The sequence below is a fragment of the Pseudomonas sp. P5_152 genome, from assembly GCF_033989915.1.
Lineage (GTDB): Bacteria > Pseudomonadota > Gammaproteobacteria > Pseudomonadales > Pseudomonadaceae > Aquipseudomonas.
The window spans coordinates 655,460-673,384 of the sequence record NZ_JASFAH010000002.1 but is presented as its reverse complement, the minus strand read 5'-3'; the positions used below and the strand labels follow the sequence as shown (position 1 = coordinate 673,384).

Below are 17,925 nucleotides of genomic sequence, written 5' to 3'. Positions count from 1 at the left end.
TTGTTTTGGATAGGTGCTCATGTTGACTGGCTTGAATCACCTTACGTTGGCGACTGCGAACCTTCCTCGCAGTATCGAATTTTATGTGGGGCTACTCGGTTTTAGGCTGGCTGCTCGCTGGGAAACGGGGGCCTATCTTACCCTTGGCGATCTCTGGCTTTGTTTGTCTTTCGATGAGAACTGTGCATCGGAAAAACACCCTGATTACACTCACTATGCGTTTTCGGTGGGGCAGGACGATTTTGAAGGAGTAACTGTTTGCTTGCGGTTACGGAACGTTATCGAGTGGAAAACCAATTCGAGCGAGGGTGACTCGTTTTATTTCTCAGACCCCGACGGGCACCGACTGGAAGTGCATGTCGGCAGTCTGGCTTCGCGGCTTGAGCAATGTCGGCGCCATCCATACGCAGGTATGGAGTTCTTTGACTGACAGTTTTGAAGCAAAAAGGGGACAGATTTATTTGGCTCCTGAAAGCTGGCCTGCTCAGGCAAATAAATCCCCTTTTTGCCGTTTCTCAACCGGCTGAAATCGACCCTGAACAGACACTCGTCAGCGTCAGCTCAGGCTCGAACGCTATTTGCTGCGCTATTGCAGCGGGACATACACATCGGTTTGCCATTGATCCCGCGGGGTCTCGGGATAGGCACTCAGGTAATGGAAGAACAGCGGCTGGTCACGCAGTTCCTCGCCACGGGTTGGCAGCCAGTCGCGGTAGATCGGATAGATCGTTTCACCGATGTGATCCGGTGACCCCGTGTGCCGTACCACGACGCAACGGCCGGCGGGGATGACGATCTCGTGCACGCCGAACTCATTGGGCACCACCGCTTGGTGAATCTCGCCGCAGATTGCGAAGCGAAATTCCTGTGCAGGTGTCGTATCGGGGTTGCTATAGGGAATGCCAAAGGTGCGACACGAGGCCACCGGCGACTGTCCACTGTGCATACGCCACTCGATGAACCTGTTCACGCTTTCACTGACGAGCCCGGCTGGCCCGCAGTGCTCAAGCGCGGCGACCTTGACCTCGGGGAAATCTACGATTCGTACTTGCATGATGACTGTCCTTGAAAAGTGAGGGATTGCGAACACCGCATTCCAGACCTGCCAGTTCGGTTCCTTCCTGAACGCGCTCGGCGTCATCCCGATCGCCCGCCTGAACGCCCTGCTAAATGCCTCGGGACTTTCAAAACCGGCATCGAGTGCCGCGTCCAGTACCGAGTGATCAGCGAGGGCTGCCAGGCGATGTGCCGCGCGGCGTAGTCGCATCAGTTGCACATAGCGTGAGACGGGCACTCCAACGAACGCGGTGAATTGTCGATGGAAGTGAAATGCCGAAAAGTTCGCCACACGGCTCAACGTCTTCACCGACAGGTCGCCTTCGAGATTGGCATCAATGTAGGCGAGCACGGCGTTGAAGCGTTTTGTGTAAGCGAGATTGCTCGGCATGTCAGACACTGGAAAAGCTCCTGGAAGTACGGTCGTCAATAGAGTCGACTATAGCGCCGTGCACGCGCCTAGCCGCGTTTGCTCAAGGCCGGTTTTGATTTGGCCAATGTGATCACTTGGCTGCAGCTCACGATGCCAGTCAGGACCCAACCACAGCCCTGACGCATTAGCTGAACGCGTATGATGGCGGGCCCTCATTACCGATACGGAAATCGCCATGCGTCCTGACAAGGCCTGCCCAGTCGTACTTTCTTCTACGTCGCCACCCAGGATCCTGTTGTTCCGGCATCCTCTAGCGGGGGTCCAACTGGTGAAGGGAACCATTGAACAGGGCGAAACACCGGCTCGAGCTGCCCTGCGTGAATTGGCGGAAGAGTCTGGTATAAGCACCGCCGAAATCGTCGACGATCTAGGCTGCTGGGACTCCGCTCATCACGGCCAGATCTGGTCGTTTCACCTTTGCCAGGCGGGTGGACCCTTACCTGAGCAATGGTCACACCAGACGCTCGATGACCATGGTCACCTCTTCGAGTTTTTCTGGGCTTCGTTCGACTGCTTACCCTATGACGATTGCCATCCTGTTTTTCGTCGAGCGCTGGACTTCTTGTGCGGGGTCTTGCAAGCGCGTGGGCACTTGGAGGACAAGCGGCGTTGATGTAACTACAGCGTGATCATCTTTTCCCCAAGAATTTCGGGCGTCAGCTCATGCTATAAACACCGCCCAAACAGGAGGTTCCCAGACTATGGATAGAAAATGCTCGGTGTTCATCGCGGCCAGCGTTGACGGCTTCATTGCCAGGATTGATGGCGATATCGAGTGGCTTCATCGGCCCGAGTACGAGTGCGCGGCTTTGAAGGGGCTCAATTACGACGAATTCATGACCACGGTTGATGCCATCGTCATGGGACGCAAGACCCTGGACAAGGTGCTGTCCTTTCCTCAATGGCCCTACGACAACACGCCAGTCGTAGTGCTCTCGCATGGGGAGGTGGCGCTGCCACAAGAACTGAGGAGCAAGATCGATGTGCTGGCCGGCGACCCGGCACACATCGTCGAGCAGTTGGCGGCGCGAGGTCTCAAGCATCTCTACATAGATGGAGGGCAGACCATCCAGGCTTTCCTTGCTGCGGGATTGATCAACGAGATTGTCATCACGCGCATTCCAGTGTTGTTGGGCAAAGGCATTCCACTGTTCAGCCAGTTTGCTGATGAGCTGGGCTTACGCCTGATTGCCTCATCAGTATCGGATAACGGATTTGTCCAGAGTCGTTATCAAGTGCTCGCACCGGTTGATTGCATGGGTTGATACTGGACAAGGTCAGGGTTGCCTGGCGGCAGATGTCTCAAGAAACCCCGCGATCAGCGAAGTCACCTGCTGTTGAATCACCCCACGTGCACGTGCGCTGTCGCCATCCTGGCAAATGATGCCATCGCCTGGTACCTCCTCTTCGAGCAGTGCCTGCGCCCCCGGTTTGCACACCGACAAGAAAGTGAAGTGGCTCGCGTCGCTGATTTCGACGTAACGACTTGAAGCCGCCGGCAGACGTTTGGCCAGGTTGGCAGACTCCAACTGCGCAGGAAGATCACGCGAAGGGGCGCCGGCAGCGATTACCAGCGCGGGAATCGGCAGCGCCGCCAGGCTCGCATCAGTCATGCCCCGTGAAAGCCCCACGTCTAGTGTGACCACGGCAGTGACACGTTGATCACGCAAATCGGCGGTCAATGCGGCTTTTGATTGTGAGGTGCTTGCCGGGTTCATCCGTGCATAGACGCTGCAACTGGTTAACTGCGGGTGTGCCTTGCAGTCTTGGGCGAAGCGGTCTGGGTCGAATCGCGCGCCGGCGATCTCCAGGGCGGTCCAGCCGCCGAGTGAATGGCCAGCCACGGCAATTCGGTCTTTGGCCACCGCGCCGAATTTTTCAGGTTGAGTGGTCACACTATCAATGGCACGGCTCACATCAACCGGGCGCTGCCATAACTGCGCCGCTGCGTGAGGGCTGCGGTCATGGGTGGTGGAACCCGGGTGATTGATGGCGGCGACGATGTAACCCCTGTGAGCCAGCGCACTGGCGAGCCAGATCTGGTTGCTCCAGTTACCTCTGTACCCGTGCGAGAGCACCAGCAACGGATGCTTGCCAGCCGCGGGCGGTGCGTCACGAACCGCAGCCGCCCCGGCAAACACCGCATCATCGCCGATCAGTTGTGTGGCGGTGGTGGTTGCACTGGGGTACCAGACCACCATCTGCAGTGCGCGGTCATTGTGCGCGTCCACCAGCGTGGAAGATTGGAAGCCGACAGCGCTTTCGTCAGCGAGTGCGATAGTCGTCAGCCCGGTCAACAGCAGGGTGCCAAAAGCTATTTTCAATGTGGTTTCTTCCTTGATCCCGCTATCACATCAGTTCATTCAATCTCTACGCCGGTCAAGGCACTCACGGCGCAAGGTCAGGTTGTTGATCTTCATGCAACTGACCGAGTGATCGTCATCGTAATCGTTGTTTTTGGCTTTGTCCTTGGCCTTGGCGCAATTGCCATTGTCATTACAATTGCCTTTACCTTTTTGATCGTTGTTGTTTTTTAAACAGTTTCTGACGTCACTTGCACTGCCCGCATCGTCACAGTCCGAACCGGCAAAGGACAGCGTTGGCAATGCCAGGGATAACAGGAATATGCACGCAGTGGCCGATAGAATTCGCATAATCAAACTCCTGAGTAGTTTGTTTTTTACCTGCAGCTATAGCCTTGAACCGACCCGGCTGACTATAGCAGGCGCCTTGAAAGTGGCTCGCCAAACGCCACAGATGTGCGCCCCAGCACTAACCTGAGGTGAATTCAGAGCAGTCGAAAGACGAGTGGGCAGGTCTGCTGTCGATTCAAACCGTCAAACTGATAATCATCGGGTTTTTGCAATCACAGCACTCATGTACTGATTCAAATCGCGAAAATCGTTAACGCTCCACGCGTGCGGCGCCACCTTTACGCCATTCTCGCGCAAGGTCCGGGGAATCAGGTCGCCATTGGGGCGCAGGATAATCGAGGAGACAATAACGCCCGGATAATCATGCAAGCGTTTCTTGAAAGTGGCTGTGGTCAGGTCCGGTGTCGGCGGGTTGCTTTTGTTGGCCAGAGGTCCAGTTCCCTTGATATCCGCTCCATGACACATGGAGCATCTCTGGGTAAAAAGATTCTTGCCGTTGGCATTATCGGCCAAGGACAGTGCGGTCTGCGTCAGCGAGAAAAGTCCTAGCGAAGCGATCAATAATACTTTCATGGTTTTCATCTTCCTTGATGGAGTGGCCGCGTTTCGGCGCGCGGCAAAGATATCAGCCCGCGTGTCGGCACACACAACCATTTGCGCTGCCCACACACCGCCATCGCGGGCGAGCCCGCTCCCACAGGTTTGATGTGGTGCATACAGAATCTGTGAACAACCAAAATCACTGTAGGAGCGAGCGCCCGCTTGCGGCTTGCTCGCGATGAGGCCAGCACAGCCAACATCGATGTTGCCTGACACACCGCCATCGCGGGCGAGCCCGCTCCCACAATGGACGGCGTCGCTTAACTGATCAGCATTAGCCGCAGGGGTGCCTCTAATTCATGCCCTGGGCTTCTTCCATGACCCACGCAACGAACGCCTTGACCTCATCGCGCTGCATCGCCTCCGGTTGCGTCACGACGTAGTAGGCAAAGCGTGCCGGCCAAGGTTTATCCATGACTTGCACGAGGCGGCCGGCGGCGATTTCGTCTCTTGCGTATTCCACGGGCACCAGGGCCAGCCCCTGGCCGGCCTCCGCTGCGCGGATCAGCAGAAAGTCATCTTCAAACGCCGTCCCGCGTTCTGCGCGCGGGTCTTTCGCCACGCCGTGTGCGGTCAGCCACAGGGGCCAGTCTGCCCGGTCAGAGTCGTGCAGCAGTGGAAAGTCGAGGCACTCCTGCGGTTCTTCAGGCATGGAGTGGTCGGCCATGAACCCGGGGCTGGCCACCGGCACCAGGACGGGCGCCATCAGGCGGCTGACGTGCAGGTTGGGGTAGACCCCCAAGCCATGTCGCAGGGCCACATCCACATGATCGCGGCGCATGTCGATCACGGCGGAGGTCGCCTCGACCCGCACCTCAATGTGCGGGTGGCGCAGGTTGAAACGCCCCAGGCGCGGCACCAGCCACGACGCGGCGAACGTTGCGACCGTGCTGACCGTCAGGGTCTGGCGAGACTTGATCTGTTCCAGCGACTGCAGCGCTTGCTCCATTTGCTCGAACGCCTGGAGCAGGGAAGGGTGAACGCTGGCTCCCGCTTCGGTCAGGCGCAAGCCGCTTCTCTGGCGAGTGAAAAGCGCCAGGCCGATCCGATCTTCCAGCAGGCGGATCTGTTGGCTGACCGCACCGGAGGTGACACTCAGCGCTTGAGCGGCAGCCTTGATGCTGCCGCGCTGGCCAACCTCGACGAAGGTGCGCAGGGCGAGCAGGGGCAGTGAGGTGGCCATAAGGTTTAGTTTTCCTAAAGTCAGTGCGCAGAAATGATCGTTTCCGCTGGAGCAGCACGCCAGCGATTATACCGTTCGTTTAGCGCGACTAAGAAGCTTTAGTAAAACTATATCTATCAGGATACCTGTATGAACAACCCTCGTTGGCGGCTCTGCCTCATATTGCTGTGCACTACCCAATTCGTTGCACTGCTCGACTTCTCCATCACCATGATTCCCCTGCCGCAGATTCAGCAAAGCCTGGGCTTTACCCCCGGCGCCTTGCAGTGGGTGATCAATGCGTACGGCGTGGCCATTGCCGGGTTCCTGCTGTTGGGTGGGCGAGCGGCCGACCTGTTTGGCCGCCGGCGCGTGTTTCTGCTCGGGCTGGTTATCTTTACCCTCGGTTCGTTGCTCGGGGGTTTTTCACAGAGCCCGGCGATGCTGATCTTCACCCGGGCCTTGCAGGGTTTTGGTGCGGCGTTGTTTTCGCCAGCGGCCTTTTCGTTATTGCTGGCCCTGTTTACCGATGAGCAATCGCGTAATCGAGCGCTGGGGGCCTGGACGGCCGTGGCCGCGACAGGATTTGTCGCGGGCTTGATCCTGGGTGGCATCATCACTGACCTCATGGGCTGGCGCTGGGTGCTGTGGATCAACGTGCCCGTTGGCGTGTTGGTGATTGCCCTGGCGGGTAATCTCCCGGTGGGTCAGCGCGAGGGGGCAAGGGCTGCGGGGCGCCTGGACGCCGGCGGTGCAGTGCTGGTGGCGGCGGGTGCTGCAACGCTGGTGTTCGCCTTTGCCAACAGCGAACACGTGGGCCTCGCGTCGCCCATCACCTATGGATTGATCGCCCTGGCCATGGGGTTGCTGGCCTTGTTCGTCTGGGTCGAAAGCAAGGTCAAACAGCCGTTGATGCCGATCCCGATTTTCTGGCGGCGCATGACCGGTGGGGCCAACCTGGTCTCGCTGCTGGCGAACACCGCGCTGGGTCCGACCTTTGTGGTCGTGGCGCTGTACATGCAGGAAATCCTCGGCTTCAGCGCCACCCAGACCGGAATGGGGCTGCTGCCGATGGCGATTGCCTTCACGCTCTCCAGCGCCTGGGTCGGGCCGACCTTGATAGCCAGGGTCACTACCAAGCCGGTCATCCTCGGCGGCATGACCCTGTTCATCGGCGGCCTGGCGCTGCTGGGTGCCTCACTGGCAGCGGACGCCTCCTGGGCTGCCTCGATTCTTCCCGGCACCTTGTTGGCGGGGATTGGCTACGGGGTGGCGTTTCCCGCCTGGACGGTGGCCGGGATCGAGGGCATTGATGCGGTCGACCACGGCTTGGCCGGCGGCATGCTGACCACCACTCAAGAGGTGGGTTCAGCCGTGGGCCTGGCGATGGGTGTGGCAGTCAGCATCGCCGTGCTGGCCGATGGTGGAAGCGCGGTGCAAGGCTTCAGCTATGCCATTTTGGTCTCCGCCGGCATGGTGGTGATCGGTGTGGTCTGTGCCGCGCTCATCCTGCCCGGCAAGTCTGCGGGTGCATCGCCCTTACCATGCCCGCTCCAGGCGCTTGAACCTGGAGAACGAGCATGAACTGCATCGATCATGGCGTCGGCAAATCCTCTTGGGCGTTCGCCAGCCATCCCGGCTACCGACGCATGTTCGCGTCCGATGAACTGACACTGGGGATTTTCCTGCCCTTGCGCTTCTATCAAGGTGACATGGCGGTGCTGGCGGGGCAGGCGCAGATGGTCAGGGACATTGACCGCCTGGGTTTTGCCGCCGTCTGGGTGAGGGACGTGCCGCTGTTCGATCCGGCGTTCGGTGATGCCGGCCAGGTGTTCGACCCCTTCACGTACTTGGCGTTCCTGGCCGCCCAGACCAAGACCATTGCGTTGGCAACCGGCAGTGCGATTTTTTCGCTGCGCCATCCCATCGACCTGGCCAAGGCCTCGGCGACGATCGACCAGCTGTCGGGCGGCCGCTTGGTCCTGGGCATTGCCTCGGGTGACCGGCCGCTAGAGTTTCCCGCCTACGGTCTGCAGCACGCCGAGCGTGGCCAGCGGTTTGCCCAGGCGGTGGCGTATTTTCGTCAGCTCACCGGTGGGCAAACGCCCTCCGTCGATTCGCCCTTGGGCCGGATCACCGGCGCTGAGTTCTTGCCGCAACCCGTGGCGGGAGTCATACCCTTGATGGTGACCGGTTCGTCCCGCCAGTCACCCGCCTGGATCGCAGAACAGGCGGATGGCTGGCTGACCTTTCCCGAAGCGACCCATACACCTGAAGGGCCGAAACGCCTGGCGGCAAAGATCCAGGCCTGGCGGGGGTTGATTGCAGACGGCGGGTTCCGGCCCCACATGACCAATGAGTGGCTCGATCTGGTTGACGACCCCAACCACCCGCGCACACCGATACAGGGGGGATATGTGCTGCGTACCGGGCGTAAAGGCTTGATTGAGTTGCTGGGTGAGTGGCGCGCTGCCGGGGTCAACCATGCCGCCTTGGGCATCCAGTTCTCCCAGCGACCGACCGCAGAAGTCGTCCAGGAACTGGCCGAAGAAGTCCTGCCACTGTTTCCGTCGCATCAGGGGCCTGCGGGCTTCAAGGTGGCATGGTGAGTTCAGCGCGAGCTATCCAGTGCGCCAGGCTCGGACGGAACAAGTATGACCAGGTCCGTATCCCCCATGTCGACACCCGCCTGTGACAGCAAGGTCGTCACTTGTCCGCGGTGATGGGTCTGATGGTTGAAAAAGTGCATGAGCAACGCGTAGAAGTTCTTGTCGGCAGGTACACCCTTCATGCTGCTGTAATGGAGGGTGTGATCCAGGTCCGACTCGGTAATGCAGCCAGACCACTCGACAATTTGCTCATCGAGCCACTCTCGATGTGCCGACAGTTCGCGGATATCCGGGAACAGCAACTGGTCCAGGCTGCTGACGGGAAATTGGCCAATCGCACCCAGTGCCAGGTAGTTCGCTGGGTGCGTGGCGAAGCGCTGCAGCCAGACCGTGTCGCCGGCCACCAGGTGGTTCAAGGTCCGCAGAATCGAACCAAAGAAGGCTTTACGATCCATGCACAGTTCTTCGTCTGGCAGGCTCCGGGCGGCCTGATAAATCCTGCTGTTCATCCACTGGTTATAGGTCGCCATCAGGTGGATGTGGCGGGTGCGGGTCATGGTGCTCATCCTTTTACCAGCAGCTAGCGGGGAAGCCGGCTCGGTTACGAGTGACTACGATACTTGCGACAATGCAGCAATCACATCCGCTGCCATCTGTTCAGCACTGTTGGCCCCGTCGATCCGCAGGACCGGAGCCGTTTGTTTGGATAACCACGCCTCGTGCCACGCTCGGTTGCGTCCTGCAAAGTCCGGGTTGTCATACTGCGCAGCCCATTCCCGAAAGGCCACGTGTATCTCATGCATGTCGCCACCGGGTGCGATGCGATCGCCAAAGCGCTGCTGTTCCCGGGTGGCCAGCCGTTCGAGACGAACCGGCGTTGGAGTTGCAACGAACACAATCAGATCGACCTGGCGGATCAGCGCATCTCCCCAACCCAAACAAGAACCGGTCAGCAGCCAATCTTCGTCAGCGAACTCCTGCTGGATCAATGACACGCGCTCGTCGGCAGGTCGCTTGGTGGTAAACGGAGGGTTGGTGGGCATCCAGAAAAAATCATCGACATCGACCTGCCGAACACCCAGCAGGGTTGCGAGGTTTTGCCCCAATGTGGTCACGCCCGCACACGACGCACCGGTAATGTAGATCCGCAATTGTTCCTCCATGAATACCAGCCGGTTCTGAGGTCGGCAAGATACCCCATAACCGCCGCTCGAAAAACCGCCAGGCTTCTCGTGTTTTGTCGAACGGACTAGACTGGATGGTTTTGGAGATCACCATGCTGGGTGCGTTTGAACGAAGGCTCGACCCCTTTCCTCCAGATGAGGTGCCACCGCCACCCGCCGGCTTGGCTCGCTTTTTGTGGGCCTGTACGCGGGGTGCTCGTGGTTACATCCTGGCGCTGGCGCTACTGAGTGCCGGTGTGTCGATCTACGAAGCCTGGTTGTTCTACTTCCTCGGGCAGGTCGTGGACCTGCTCTCGACCTGGCAGGCAGGCGGTGCAGCGGCGGCGCAGGAAAGTCGCGTGTTGTGGGGCATGGGCATCGTCATGGTGACCAGTGTCGTCCTGGTCGCGCTGCGCACCATGGTGCAGCACCAGATATTGGCGATCAACTTGCCGTTGCGCCTGCGCTGGGACTTCCATCGCCTGATGCTGCGGCAAAGCCTGTCTTTTTTTTCCGATGAGTTTTCCGGTCGAGTCACGACCAAGGTGATGCAAACTGCGCTAGCGGTGCGCGATGTGTTGTTTACCCTTATCGAGATCGCCCCCGGGATCGGCGTGTACTTGATTGCGATCATCGCCCTGGCCGGCGGCTTCGCCCTGAAGCTGATGCTGCCTTTTGTTGCCTGGGTCGTATTGTTCAGCCTGGCCATGCTGTACTTCGTGCCTCGTCTGGGGAAAGTCGGGCAGGAACAAGCCAACGCGCGGTCGATGATGACCGGGCGTATCTCGGACGCCTACACCAACATCACGACGGTGAAACTATTCTCCCACTCCAATCGTGAAGCGCACTTCGCGCGTGCAGCGATGGAGGATTTCAAGCAAACCGGCTTTCGCCAGATGCGCCTGGTCAGCCTGTTCGATATCGTCAACCAGGCACTGGTGGTGGCGTTGATCATGGCGGCAGGGGGTTATGCCCTGTGGCTATGGCATCAGGGCGAGATCGGCGCGGGTGCCGTGGCGGCAAGCATTGCCATGGCATTGCGTATCAACGGCATGTCGAACTGGGTCATGTGGCAAATGACCTCGCTGTTCGAAAGCATCGGCACCGTACAGGATGGCATGGCGACGCTGACCCAGGGCGCCAAGGTGCAGGACGCGCCAGATGCCGGCGTGCTAGTGACCAGCGGTGGCGCGGTCACCTTCGATAAGGTCAGCTTCAACTACAGTGGCGAACGCCAGGTGCTCGATGGCTTGAGCCTGAACATTCGCCCCGGTGAAAAAATCGGCCTGGTGGGTCGCTCTGGTGCTGGCAAGTCCACGCTGATCAACTTGCTGCTGCGTTTCTATGACGTCGACCGCGGGGAGATTCGCATCGACGGCCAGAACATCGCAAAGGTGACACAAGACAGCCTGCGTGCCTCCATCGGCATGGTCACGCAGGATACCTCCCTGCTGCATCGTTCCATTCGCGACAACATCGCCTATGGCCGTCCCGATGCGACCGACGCGCAGGTCCGCAGCGCCGCGGCCAATGCCCAGGCCGATGGGTTCATCAACCAACTGAGTGACCGACAAGGCCACACCGGCTACGACACCCTGGTGGGTGAGCGGGGCATCAAGCTGTCCGGCGGCCAGCGCCAACGCGTCGCGATTGCCCGGGTGATGCTCAAGAACGCTCCGATCCTGCTGCTGGACGAGGCCACCAGCGCGCTGGACTCGGAAGTCGAAGTGGCTATTCAGGAAAGCCTCGATGAAATGATGCAAGGCAAGACGGTAATCGCCATCGCCCATCGACTGTCGACGATTGCGGCCATGGACCGGCTCATTGTCATGGATGACGGACGCATCATCGAAGAAGGTACCCACACCGAACTGCTCGGCAAGAACGGCGTTTATGCGCGGCTGTGGCAGCATCAAAGTGGCGGGTTCCTGGGGGAGGACAGCGGCGTGGTCGAGGCTATGGATCAGGTGTGAGCCTGAATGGGCGCCGCAGGGGGGCGCCTGACCGTACAGCCCGTCCCCCAGCCATTAAAAAAACCGCCCCTTTGCCACCGATTCCATCGTTTCTCGGGGGCGGCGTATTTCCCTATATTGGCCGCCATACCCGGTGAGTGGCTGAACGCTCGCCATCCTTAGTGCGAGTAGTCTCTATGAATAAAAAACCTGACAGCGCAGGACTCACCCAGGCCGGTGCGGGGACCCGTGCGGTCTGGGGCGGGGAGCAGGGCGGGCATCCCTACAACGCCACGCAAACGCCGATCGTTGCCAGTGCCGCCTATGCCTACGACGACATCGACGTCTGGTACGACGTGGCGTTGGGCAAGGCCCCAGGCTTCATCTACAGTCGCATGAGCAACCCGACGGTGGAGACCCTCGAAGCGAAGATCCGCCAGCTGGAACAGGCCGAGTCCGCGGTGGCGTTCAGCAGCGGCATGGCGGCCATCAGCAGTGTGCTCTACACCTTCCTGGCCAACGGTGACCGGGTGGTGTCGACCAAGGACAGCTACGGCGGCACCAACAAAATCTTCGAAGAATTCCTGCCGCGCATGGGCGTTCAAGTGACCTTGTGCGAAACCTTCGATCACGCCGAGATCGAAGCGCAAATCGCCAAGGGCTGTCGCGTGCTGTACCTGGAAACGCCGACCAACCCGACCCTGAAAATTCTCGACATCCAGCGCCTGGTCGCCGCGGCCAAGCGTGTCGGTGCGCTGGTGGTGGCCGACAATACCTTCGCCACCCCCCTGAACCAGAACCCCCTGGCGCTGGGCGTGGATGTGGTGATCCACAGCGCGACCAAGTTTCTCAGCGGCCATGGCGACGTGCTTGGCGGCCTGGTGTGCGGCAGCGAAACCCTGATGGCGCAGGTCCGGCATTACCGGGAAATCAACGGTGCGTCCCTCGACCCATTCTCGGCCTACCTGATCATCCGTGGCATCAAGACCCTGGTGCTGCGCATGCGCCAACAGCAGCACAGCGCCCGCGTCCTGGCGGACTACCTGTGCAGCGAAGCGCTGGTGGAATCGGTCAACTACCCCGGGTTACCCAGCCACCCGAACCACAGTGTCGCGGCTGCGCAGATGCGCGGTTTTGGCGCCATCGTCAGCTTCGTGCTGGTGGGGGGCATGGACACGGTCAAGGTGCTGCTGCCACGCCTGCGGTATGCCCATTGCGCGGGCAACCTGGGGGCGGTGGAAACCATCTACGGCCCGGCCCGCACCACCAGCCATGTCGAGAACACCCTGGAGGAGCGTCTCGCCCTGGGGATCAGCGAAGGATTGGTGCGGGTCTCGGTCGGCATCGAAGACACCGATGACCTGCTGGCGGATCTGCAGCAGGCGTTTGCCCATGTCCGGCGCACTCGGGAGGAGCAAAGCGCGTCGATGGCGCGTGTTACCTGCAATCCGTCGAGCGCCGAGGTCGCAGGCTGACGAGTGAGGGATCACCAGCCCCACGGCGAGACCGTCCGTGGGGACTTCATGAAGAGCCATAACAATAAAACCTGGGTGCGCCTCTGCCGGGCAACCGAGCGCAGGCGCCAGTGCGTGCCCTAACCCCTTTCATGAGAACAACCATGTCCATAAAAGAACAACAACTCGACCCGCGTTCCGGTTTCAAACAGGAAATGCAGACCCGCCACATCGTCATGCTGGCATTGGGCGGCGTGATTGGCACCGGACTGTTCCTCACCTCTGGCTACACCGTCAACCAGGCCGGCCCGCTGGGCGCGGTGATTGCGTACATCATTGGCGCGCTGATGGTCTACATGGTCATGATGTGCCTCGGCGAACTGGCGGTGCAGATGCCGGAAACCGGCTCCTTCAGCACCTACGCCACGCGCTTTCTCGGCCCGGGCACCGGCTACACGGTGGCCTGGCTCTACTGGCTGACCTGGACGGTGGCCATCGGTTCGGAGTTCACCGCCGCCGGCATCCTCATGACGCGCTGGTTCCCGGACACTCCGGTGTGGATCTGGAGTGCCCTGTTTGCCGGGGTGGTGTTCCTGACTAACGTGATTTCGGTGCGCCTGTTTGCCGAAACTGAATTCTGGTTGTCGCTGATCAAGGTGATAACGGTGGTGGTGTTCCTGGTGATTGGCGGCGGGGCGATTCTCGGCCTGTTGAACATCGACCAGGTGCACAGCATCGGCCTGGGCAACTTCACCCGTGAAGGCTTGTTCCCCACCGGCTTCATGCCGATTGCCATGACCTTGCTGGCGGTGGCCTTTGCCTTCTCCGGCACCGAGTTGATCGGCATCGCCGCCGGTGAAACCAAAGACCCGCAACGCAACGTGCCGCGGGCCATCCGCACCACCGTGCTGCGCCTGGCGATCTTTTTTGTCGGCACCATCTTTGTCCTCGCGACCCTATTGCCCCGTGAGCAGGCCGGGCTGGTGGAGAGTCCGTTTGTCACGGTGTTCACCTACATCGGCATTCCGTACTCCGCCGACATCATGAACTTCGTGATCATCACGGCCTTGCTGTCGGCAGCCAACTCCGGGTTGTACGCCGCCTCGCGGATGCTCTGGACCCTCAGCGACCAGGGACACCTGCCCAAGCAATTCTCGGCCCTGACCCGCATGGGCACGCCGCTCAACGCGATCATCGTGAGCATGGCCGGGGGCGCCGCCTCGCTGCTCAGCAGTGTGTTTGCCGCCGACACCATCTACCTGGCACTGGTATCGATCTCCGGGCTGGCCGTGGTGGTGGTCTGGATGAGCATCGCTGCGAGCCAGATCGCCTTTCGTCGACACTACGTGGCCAACGGCGGCGATATCCACGACCTCAAGTTCCGGGTCCGCGGTTATCCGTGGGTGCCTTTGGGGGCGTTGGTCTGCTGCAGCCTGGCCTGCATCGGGATCGCCTTCGACCCTGAGCAGCGCGTGGCCCTGTACTTCGGCTTGCCCTTCATCGCCTGGTGCTACTTCGTGTATTACATTACCCGCAAAAGCCGTGAGCGCCGCTTGGCGCTTGCCCCCTTGGCACAACCGTCCGATGCGTTCTAGTAACCGTCGGCGGGCTGGGCAGGTTCGCTCGGTGCGGGGGTGTCACAGAGGTCCAGGCCATGAAGCAAAAAACCTTACCCCCGTTGAACTGGTTGCGGGCCTTCGAGGTGTCAGCCCGCTGCCTGAACTTCACCCACGCCGCCGACGAGTTGTTCCTCACCCAGGGCGCCGTCAGCCAGCAGATCCGCCAGCTCGAAAGCCATCTGGGGGTGGCGCTGTTCAAGCGCTTGCCTCGTGGCCTGGGGTTGACCGAGGAAGGGCAGGCCTACCTGCCCGTGGTGCAGGACGCGATCACCCGGCTGGCGGTGGGCACCAACGAAATTTTCGGCCAGCACAAGCGCCGGCCGATCAAGGTGCGCGGCAGCCTGTCGTTTTTCGTGCACTGGCTGGCGCCCAGGCTGGTGGGGTTCCGCCAGGCCCATCCGCATGTCGACATCCGCTACATCAGCAATATCTGGGTCAAGGAACTGGACGGCGAGGACGACATGGAGATTCGCTGGGGTCACGGCCATTGGCCCGGCCTGGTGGCGCAGCGCCTGACCTGGGACAGCCTGTTCCCGGTCTGCTCGCCAGCGCTGATGGCGCGCTCGCCGCTCAAGGTCCCGGCCGACGTGGCCCAGCATCCGCTGCTGCACGTGCTGGGCTACGAAGAAGGGTGGGGCTACTGGTTGAAGATGGTTGGCGCCGACAGCGTCGATTCCTCGACCGGCATGCAGTTCGACACCCTGATCTCGACCTTGCGCATGGCCGAGCTGGGGCAGGGCATTGCCCTGGCCCGCTCCTCGATGGTGCTCGAGATGCTCGAGGACGGGCGCCTGGTGGAACCCTTCGCCCAGCGCATCGAAGCCAGCGAGTCGTTTTACCTGGTGCGCGGTGCCGGCACCGACGAACACCCCGACGCGATCATGTTTGCCACCTGGCTGGTGGAGCAGGCACATCGTCACAAATGAATGGCCGGAGCCAACCATGCGTTATGTCAGTACCCGCAGTTCGGCCGTAGAGGCTGACTTTGAAAAGGTCGTGTTATCCGGACTGGCCGACGATGGGGGGCTATTCGTCCCCGTCGACCTTCCGCACTTCAGCCCGCAGGATATCGCCAACTGGTCGACCCTGGCCTATGACGAACTGGCCTGGCGGGTGTTGCAGCCGTTTATCGGTGAGGCGATTGCCGAAGCGGATTTACGCCCATTGCTCAAGGCTGCCTGCCGCGGTTTCAGTCATCGTGCGATAGCGCCCCTGCACCAGGTCGACCGCAATGAGTGGGTGCTGGAGCTGTTCCACGGGCCCACGGGTTCCTCCAAGGACTTTGCCGCGCAACTGCAGGCGCAGCTGGTGCAGCACTTCTTGCGCAAACGCCAGCGCCGGGCGGTGGTGCTGGGGGCCACCAATGGCGACACCGGGCTGGCGGCCATCGAGGCATTCAAGCATTGCGCGCAAGCCGAAGTGGTGCTGCTTTACCCGCAGACTGGCGTGGCGCCGCAGCAGTGGCAGCAGTTGCAGGCGGTGAACCGGCCCAGGGTCCACAGGTTCGCGGTCAACGGCAGCTTCGATCAGTGCCAGACCCTGGTCAGTCAGCTATTCCAGCAGTGGCCGTGCGCCGACTTGCAGGCGGTCAGCTTCAACTCCAGCAACTGGGTCAGTGTGCTGGCGCAACTGGTGTTCTATTTCCACGGGGTGTTGCAACTGGGTGGCGGTCAGCGGCCCATCGGCGTCAGCGTGCCGGCGGCGAGCTTTGCCCAGGTGTATGCCGGGTACATCGCACAGAAGATGGGGCTGCCGATTACCCAGATCATTGTCGCGACCAACCAGAATGACGCGCTGCACCAGCTGTTCCTGAAGAATTACTACTGCCGGTCGCACGCCAACCAGACCCTGTCGCCGGCCATGGACCTGTCGATTTTCTCCAACCTCGAACGTTTGCTCTGGGCGCTGTATGGGCAAGATGGCCAGGCGGTGAGTGCGCTGATGGCCGGGTTCGAGGCCACTGGCGAGATGCGCATGGCCAACGAGTGCTGGTTACAGGCGCGGATGATCATTGACTCCTACGCGGTCAGCGATGCCGAGACGGTGCAGGAAATCAGCGCGCTGTACCGCGACACCGGCTACGTCATCGACCCCCACACGGCGACCGGGGTGCTCGCGGCCCGGCTCTATCGCCGCAGCCTGGTGGCGCCGATGGTGACCCTGGGCGAGATCGCTCCCGGCAAGTCGGCGCAGTTGCTCGCCGAGCTGGGGATCGTCCTGCCCATGATGCCTGCCCCGGTGGTGGAGAAGGGCGGCGGCGTGGCGTCTCGGATCGAGGCGGATGATCTGCAAACACTTCGCCAGCGCCTGGGCGCGCTGCCTTGGGAGGCCCGGTGAAACGTATTCTCGATCCCCTCGATGAGCGCATCATCGCCGAGCTGCGGCTCAATGCCCGGGCCGCCCATGCGGAGCTGGCGGCCAAGGTCAACCTGTCGCGCAATGCCGTGCGCCAGCGCATCGAACGACTCGAGCGCGACGGTGCGATCCAGGGGTATACGGTGCGCACGGGGGAGGGGCATTCCGGCGCCTCGCACATCAATGCGGTGATCTTTGTCTACCGCTACGACCGCATGCGTGGGGCCGAGGTGCTGGAGGCGCTGCGAGCGATCCCGGAAGTCATCCAGTGCGATGTGATGAGCGGTGAGTTCGACCTGATGCTCCGCGTCGGCGCCGCCAGTCCTGAGCGGGTGCACAAGGTCTGGAAGCAGATTTCGGCACTGCCTGGGGTGGAAAACACCGTGACCTCGTTTGTGTTGTCGTCGGTGGTCTAGGGCGAGTCGGGGTGTATACAGAGTCTGTGAACAGCCAAAATCACTGTGGGAGCGGGCGCCCGCTTGCGGCTTGCCCGCGATGGGGCCGGCCCATCCAACCTCGATACTGCCTGACCCACCGCCATCGCGGGCAAGCCCGCTCCCACAGGTTTGATGTGGTGTATACAGAATCTGTGAACAGCCAAAATCATTGTGGGAGCGGGCGCCCGCTTGCGGCTTGCCCGCGATGGGGCCGGCCCATCCAACCGCGATACTGCCTGACCCACCGCCATCGCGGGCAAGCCCGCTCCCACAGGTTTGATGTGGTGTATACAGAATCTGTGAACAGCCAAAACCATTGTGGGAGCGGGCGCCCGCTTGCGGCTTGCCCGCGATGAGGCCGGCCCATCCAAATCGCGATACTGCCTGCCCCACCGCCATCGCGGGCAAGCCCGCTCCCACACAAAATCTGC

Annotated in this window: 18 protein-coding genes; 11 read left to right on the top strand and 7 right to left on the bottom strand. The window is 60.9% G+C overall.

What is annotated here, in order from left to right; all coding sequences use genetic code 11:
• The first annotated feature begins 19 nt into the window (after window positions 1-19).
• On the top strand, window positions 20-430 hold the full coding sequence (locus QMK50_RS02870; RefSeq protein WP_177082905.1) for a VOC family protein: 411 nt from the start codon (window positions 20-22) through the stop codon (window positions 428-430).
• Between the two features lie 156 nt (window positions 431-586).
• On the opposite strand, the gene QMK50_RS02865 is transcribed toward QMK50_RS02870, so the two are convergent.
• On the bottom strand, window positions 587-1,456 hold the full coding sequence (locus QMK50_RS02865; protein WP_320332484.1) for an AraC family transcriptional regulator: 870 nt from the start codon (window positions 1,454-1,456) through the stop codon (window positions 587-589).
• A 208-nt stretch (window positions 1,457-1,664) separates the two neighbouring features.
• Between QMK50_RS02865 and QMK50_RS02860 the strand changes: the two genes are divergently transcribed.
• Complete coding sequence (locus QMK50_RS02860) at window positions 1,665-2,102, top strand: NUDIX hydrolase (protein ID WP_320332483.1); 438 nt, start codon at window positions 1,665-1,667, stop codon at window positions 2,100-2,102.
• Window positions 2,103-2,190: 88 nt separating this feature from the next.
• Complete coding sequence (locus QMK50_RS02855) at window positions 2,191-2,754, top strand: dihydrofolate reductase family protein (RefSeq protein WP_320332482.1); 564 nt, start codon at window positions 2,191-2,193, stop codon at window positions 2,752-2,754.
• Window positions 2,755-2,766: 12 nt separating this feature from the next.
• On the opposite strand, the gene QMK50_RS02850 is transcribed toward QMK50_RS02855, so the two are convergent.
• The 4 genes from QMK50_RS02850 to QMK50_RS02835 all read right to left on the bottom strand — a co-directional run bounded on the left by QMK50_RS02850 (window position 2,767) and on the right by QMK50_RS02835 (window position 5,926).
• Complete coding sequence (locus tag QMK50_RS02850) at window positions 2,767-3,813, bottom strand: alpha/beta hydrolase family protein (RefSeq protein ID WP_320332481.1); 1,047 nt, start codon at window positions 3,811-3,813, stop codon at window positions 2,767-2,769.
• Window positions 3,814-3,852: 39 nt separating this feature from the next.
• Entirely contained in the window at window positions 3,853-4,143 is a 291-nt protein-coding gene (locus QMK50_RS02845) for a hypothetical protein (protein ID WP_320332480.1), read from the bottom strand.
• A 195-nt stretch (window positions 4,144-4,338) separates the two neighbouring features.
• Window positions 4,339-4,716, bottom strand: coding sequence for a cytochrome c (locus tag QMK50_RS02840; protein ID WP_320334485.1), 378 nt, complete (start codon window positions 4,714-4,716; stop codon window positions 4,339-4,341).
• A 319-nt stretch (window positions 4,717-5,035) separates the two neighbouring features.
• Window positions 5,036-5,926, bottom strand: a complete 891-nt coding sequence (locus QMK50_RS02835) for a LysR substrate-binding domain-containing protein (protein ID WP_159996599.1) — start codon at window positions 5,924-5,926, stop codon at window positions 5,036-5,038.
• Between the two features lie 129 nt (window positions 5,927-6,055).
• Between QMK50_RS02835 and QMK50_RS02830 the strand changes: the two genes are divergently transcribed.
• Together QMK50_RS02830 and QMK50_RS02825 are read left to right on the top strand one after the other, a co-directional pair.
• Entirely contained in the window at window positions 6,056-7,489 is a 1,434-nt protein-coding gene (locus tag QMK50_RS02830) for an MFS transporter (RefSeq protein WP_320332479.1), read from the top strand.
• Complete coding sequence (locus tag QMK50_RS02825) at window positions 7,486-8,514, top strand: LLM class oxidoreductase (RefSeq protein WP_320332478.1); 1,029 nt, start codon at window positions 7,486-7,488, stop codon at window positions 8,512-8,514. The genes QMK50_RS02830 and QMK50_RS02825 overlap by 4 nt, the downstream gene beginning before the upstream one ends.
• A 2-nt stretch (window positions 8,515-8,516) precedes the next feature.
• On the opposite strand, the gene QMK50_RS02820 is transcribed toward QMK50_RS02825, so the two are convergent.
• Together QMK50_RS02820 and QMK50_RS02815 are read right to left on the bottom strand one after the other, a co-directional pair.
• Window positions 8,517-9,071 carry a DinB family protein gene (locus QMK50_RS02820; RefSeq protein ID WP_095169853.1) on the bottom strand — a complete coding sequence of 185 codons (555 nt, stop codon included), beginning with the start codon at window positions 9,069-9,071 and terminating at the stop codon, window positions 8,517-8,519.
• A 54-nt stretch (window positions 9,072-9,125) separates the two neighbouring features.
• Window positions 9,126-9,665, bottom strand: coding sequence for an adenylate kinase (locus QMK50_RS02815; RefSeq protein ID WP_320334484.1), 540 nt, complete (start codon window positions 9,663-9,665; stop codon window positions 9,126-9,128).
• A 125-nt stretch (window positions 9,666-9,790) separates the two neighbouring features.
• Between QMK50_RS02815 and QMK50_RS02810 the strand changes: the two genes are divergently transcribed.
• From QMK50_RS02810 to QMK50_RS02785, 6 genes are all read left to right on the top strand, one after another.
• Window positions 9,791-11,650, top strand: a complete 1,860-nt coding sequence (locus QMK50_RS02810; protein ID WP_320332477.1) for an ABC transporter ATP-binding protein — start codon at window positions 9,791-9,793, stop codon at window positions 11,648-11,650.
• A 176-nt stretch (window positions 11,651-11,826) separates the two neighbouring features.
• Window positions 11,827-13,104 (top strand): cystathionine gamma-synthase family protein, encoded by a 1,278-nt coding sequence (locus tag QMK50_RS02805; protein WP_320332476.1) that lies wholly within the window; start codon window positions 11,827-11,829, stop codon window positions 13,102-13,104.
• A 143-nt stretch (window positions 13,105-13,247) separates the two neighbouring features.
• Window positions 13,248-14,678, top strand: coding sequence for an amino acid permease (locus QMK50_RS02800; protein WP_159996587.1), 1,431 nt, complete (start codon window positions 13,248-13,250; stop codon window positions 14,676-14,678).
• Between the two features lie 59 nt (window positions 14,679-14,737).
• On the top strand, window positions 14,738-15,628 hold the full coding sequence (locus QMK50_RS02795; protein ID WP_095169856.1) for a LysR substrate-binding domain-containing protein: 891 nt from the start codon (window positions 14,738-14,740) through the stop codon (window positions 15,626-15,628).
• A gap of 16 nt (window positions 15,629-15,644) precedes the next feature.
• Entirely contained in the window at window positions 15,645-17,039 is a 1,395-nt protein-coding gene (gene thrC, locus QMK50_RS02790; RefSeq protein ID WP_320332475.1) for a threonine synthase, read from the top strand.
• Window positions 17,036-17,473 carry an Lrp/AsnC family transcriptional regulator gene (locus QMK50_RS02785; protein ID WP_320332474.1) on the top strand — a complete coding sequence of 146 codons (438 nt, stop codon included), beginning with the start codon at window positions 17,036-17,038 and terminating at the stop codon, window positions 17,471-17,473. Before thrC ends, QMK50_RS02785 begins: the two co-directional genes overlap by 4 nt.
• Window positions 17,474-17,925 lie beyond the last annotated feature (452 nt).

Excerpts from the sequence above, each read along its gene's own strand:
- QMK50_RS02845 (WP_320332480.1), bottom strand. The coding sequence starts at position 4,143 with ATGCGAATTCTATCGGCCACTGCGTGCATATTCCTGTTATCCCTGGCA.
- QMK50_RS02855 (WP_320332482.1), top strand. The coding sequence starts at position 2,191 with ATGGATAGAAAATGCTCGGTGTTCATCGCGGCCAGCGTTGACGGCTTC.
- QMK50_RS02795 (WP_095169856.1), top strand. The coding sequence starts at position 14,738 with ATGAAGCAAAAAACCTTACCCCCGTTGAACTGGTTGCGGGCCTTCGAG.
- QMK50_RS02840 (WP_320334485.1), bottom strand. The coding sequence starts at position 4,716 with ATGAAAGTATTATTGATCGCTTCGCTAGGACTTTTCTCGCTGACGCAG.
- QMK50_RS02810 (WP_320332477.1), top strand. The coding sequence starts at position 9,791 with ATGCTGGGTGCGTTTGAACGAAGGCTCGACCCCTTTCCTCCAGATGAG.
- QMK50_RS02805 (WP_320332476.1), top strand. The coding sequence starts at position 11,827 with ATGAATAAAAAACCTGACAGCGCAGGACTCACCCAGGCCGGTGCGGGG.
- QMK50_RS02870 (WP_177082905.1), top strand. The coding sequence starts at position 20 with ATGTTGACTGGCTTGAATCACCTTACGTTGGCGACTGCGAACCTTCCT.
- QMK50_RS02835 (WP_159996599.1), bottom strand. The coding sequence starts at position 5,926 with ATGGCCACCTCACTGCCCCTGCTCGCCCTGCGCACCTTCGTCGAGGTT.
- QMK50_RS02830 (WP_320332479.1), top strand. The coding sequence starts at position 6,056 with ATGAACAACCCTCGTTGGCGGCTCTGCCTCATATTGCTGTGCACTACC.
- thrC (WP_320332475.1), top strand. The coding sequence starts at position 15,645 with ATGCGTTATGTCAGTACCCGCAGTTCGGCCGTAGAGGCTGACTTTGAA.
- QMK50_RS02800 (WP_159996587.1), top strand. The coding sequence starts at position 13,248 with ATGTCCATAAAAGAACAACAACTCGACCCGCGTTCCGGTTTCAAACAG.
- QMK50_RS02820 (WP_095169853.1), bottom strand. The coding sequence starts at position 9,071 with ATGACCCGCACCCGCCACATCCACCTGATGGCGACCTATAACCAGTGG.
- QMK50_RS02860 (WP_320332483.1), top strand. The coding sequence starts at position 1,665 with ATGCGTCCTGACAAGGCCTGCCCAGTCGTACTTTCTTCTACGTCGCCA.
- QMK50_RS02825 (WP_320332478.1), top strand. The coding sequence starts at position 7,486 with ATGAACTGCATCGATCATGGCGTCGGCAAATCCTCTTGGGCGTTCGCC.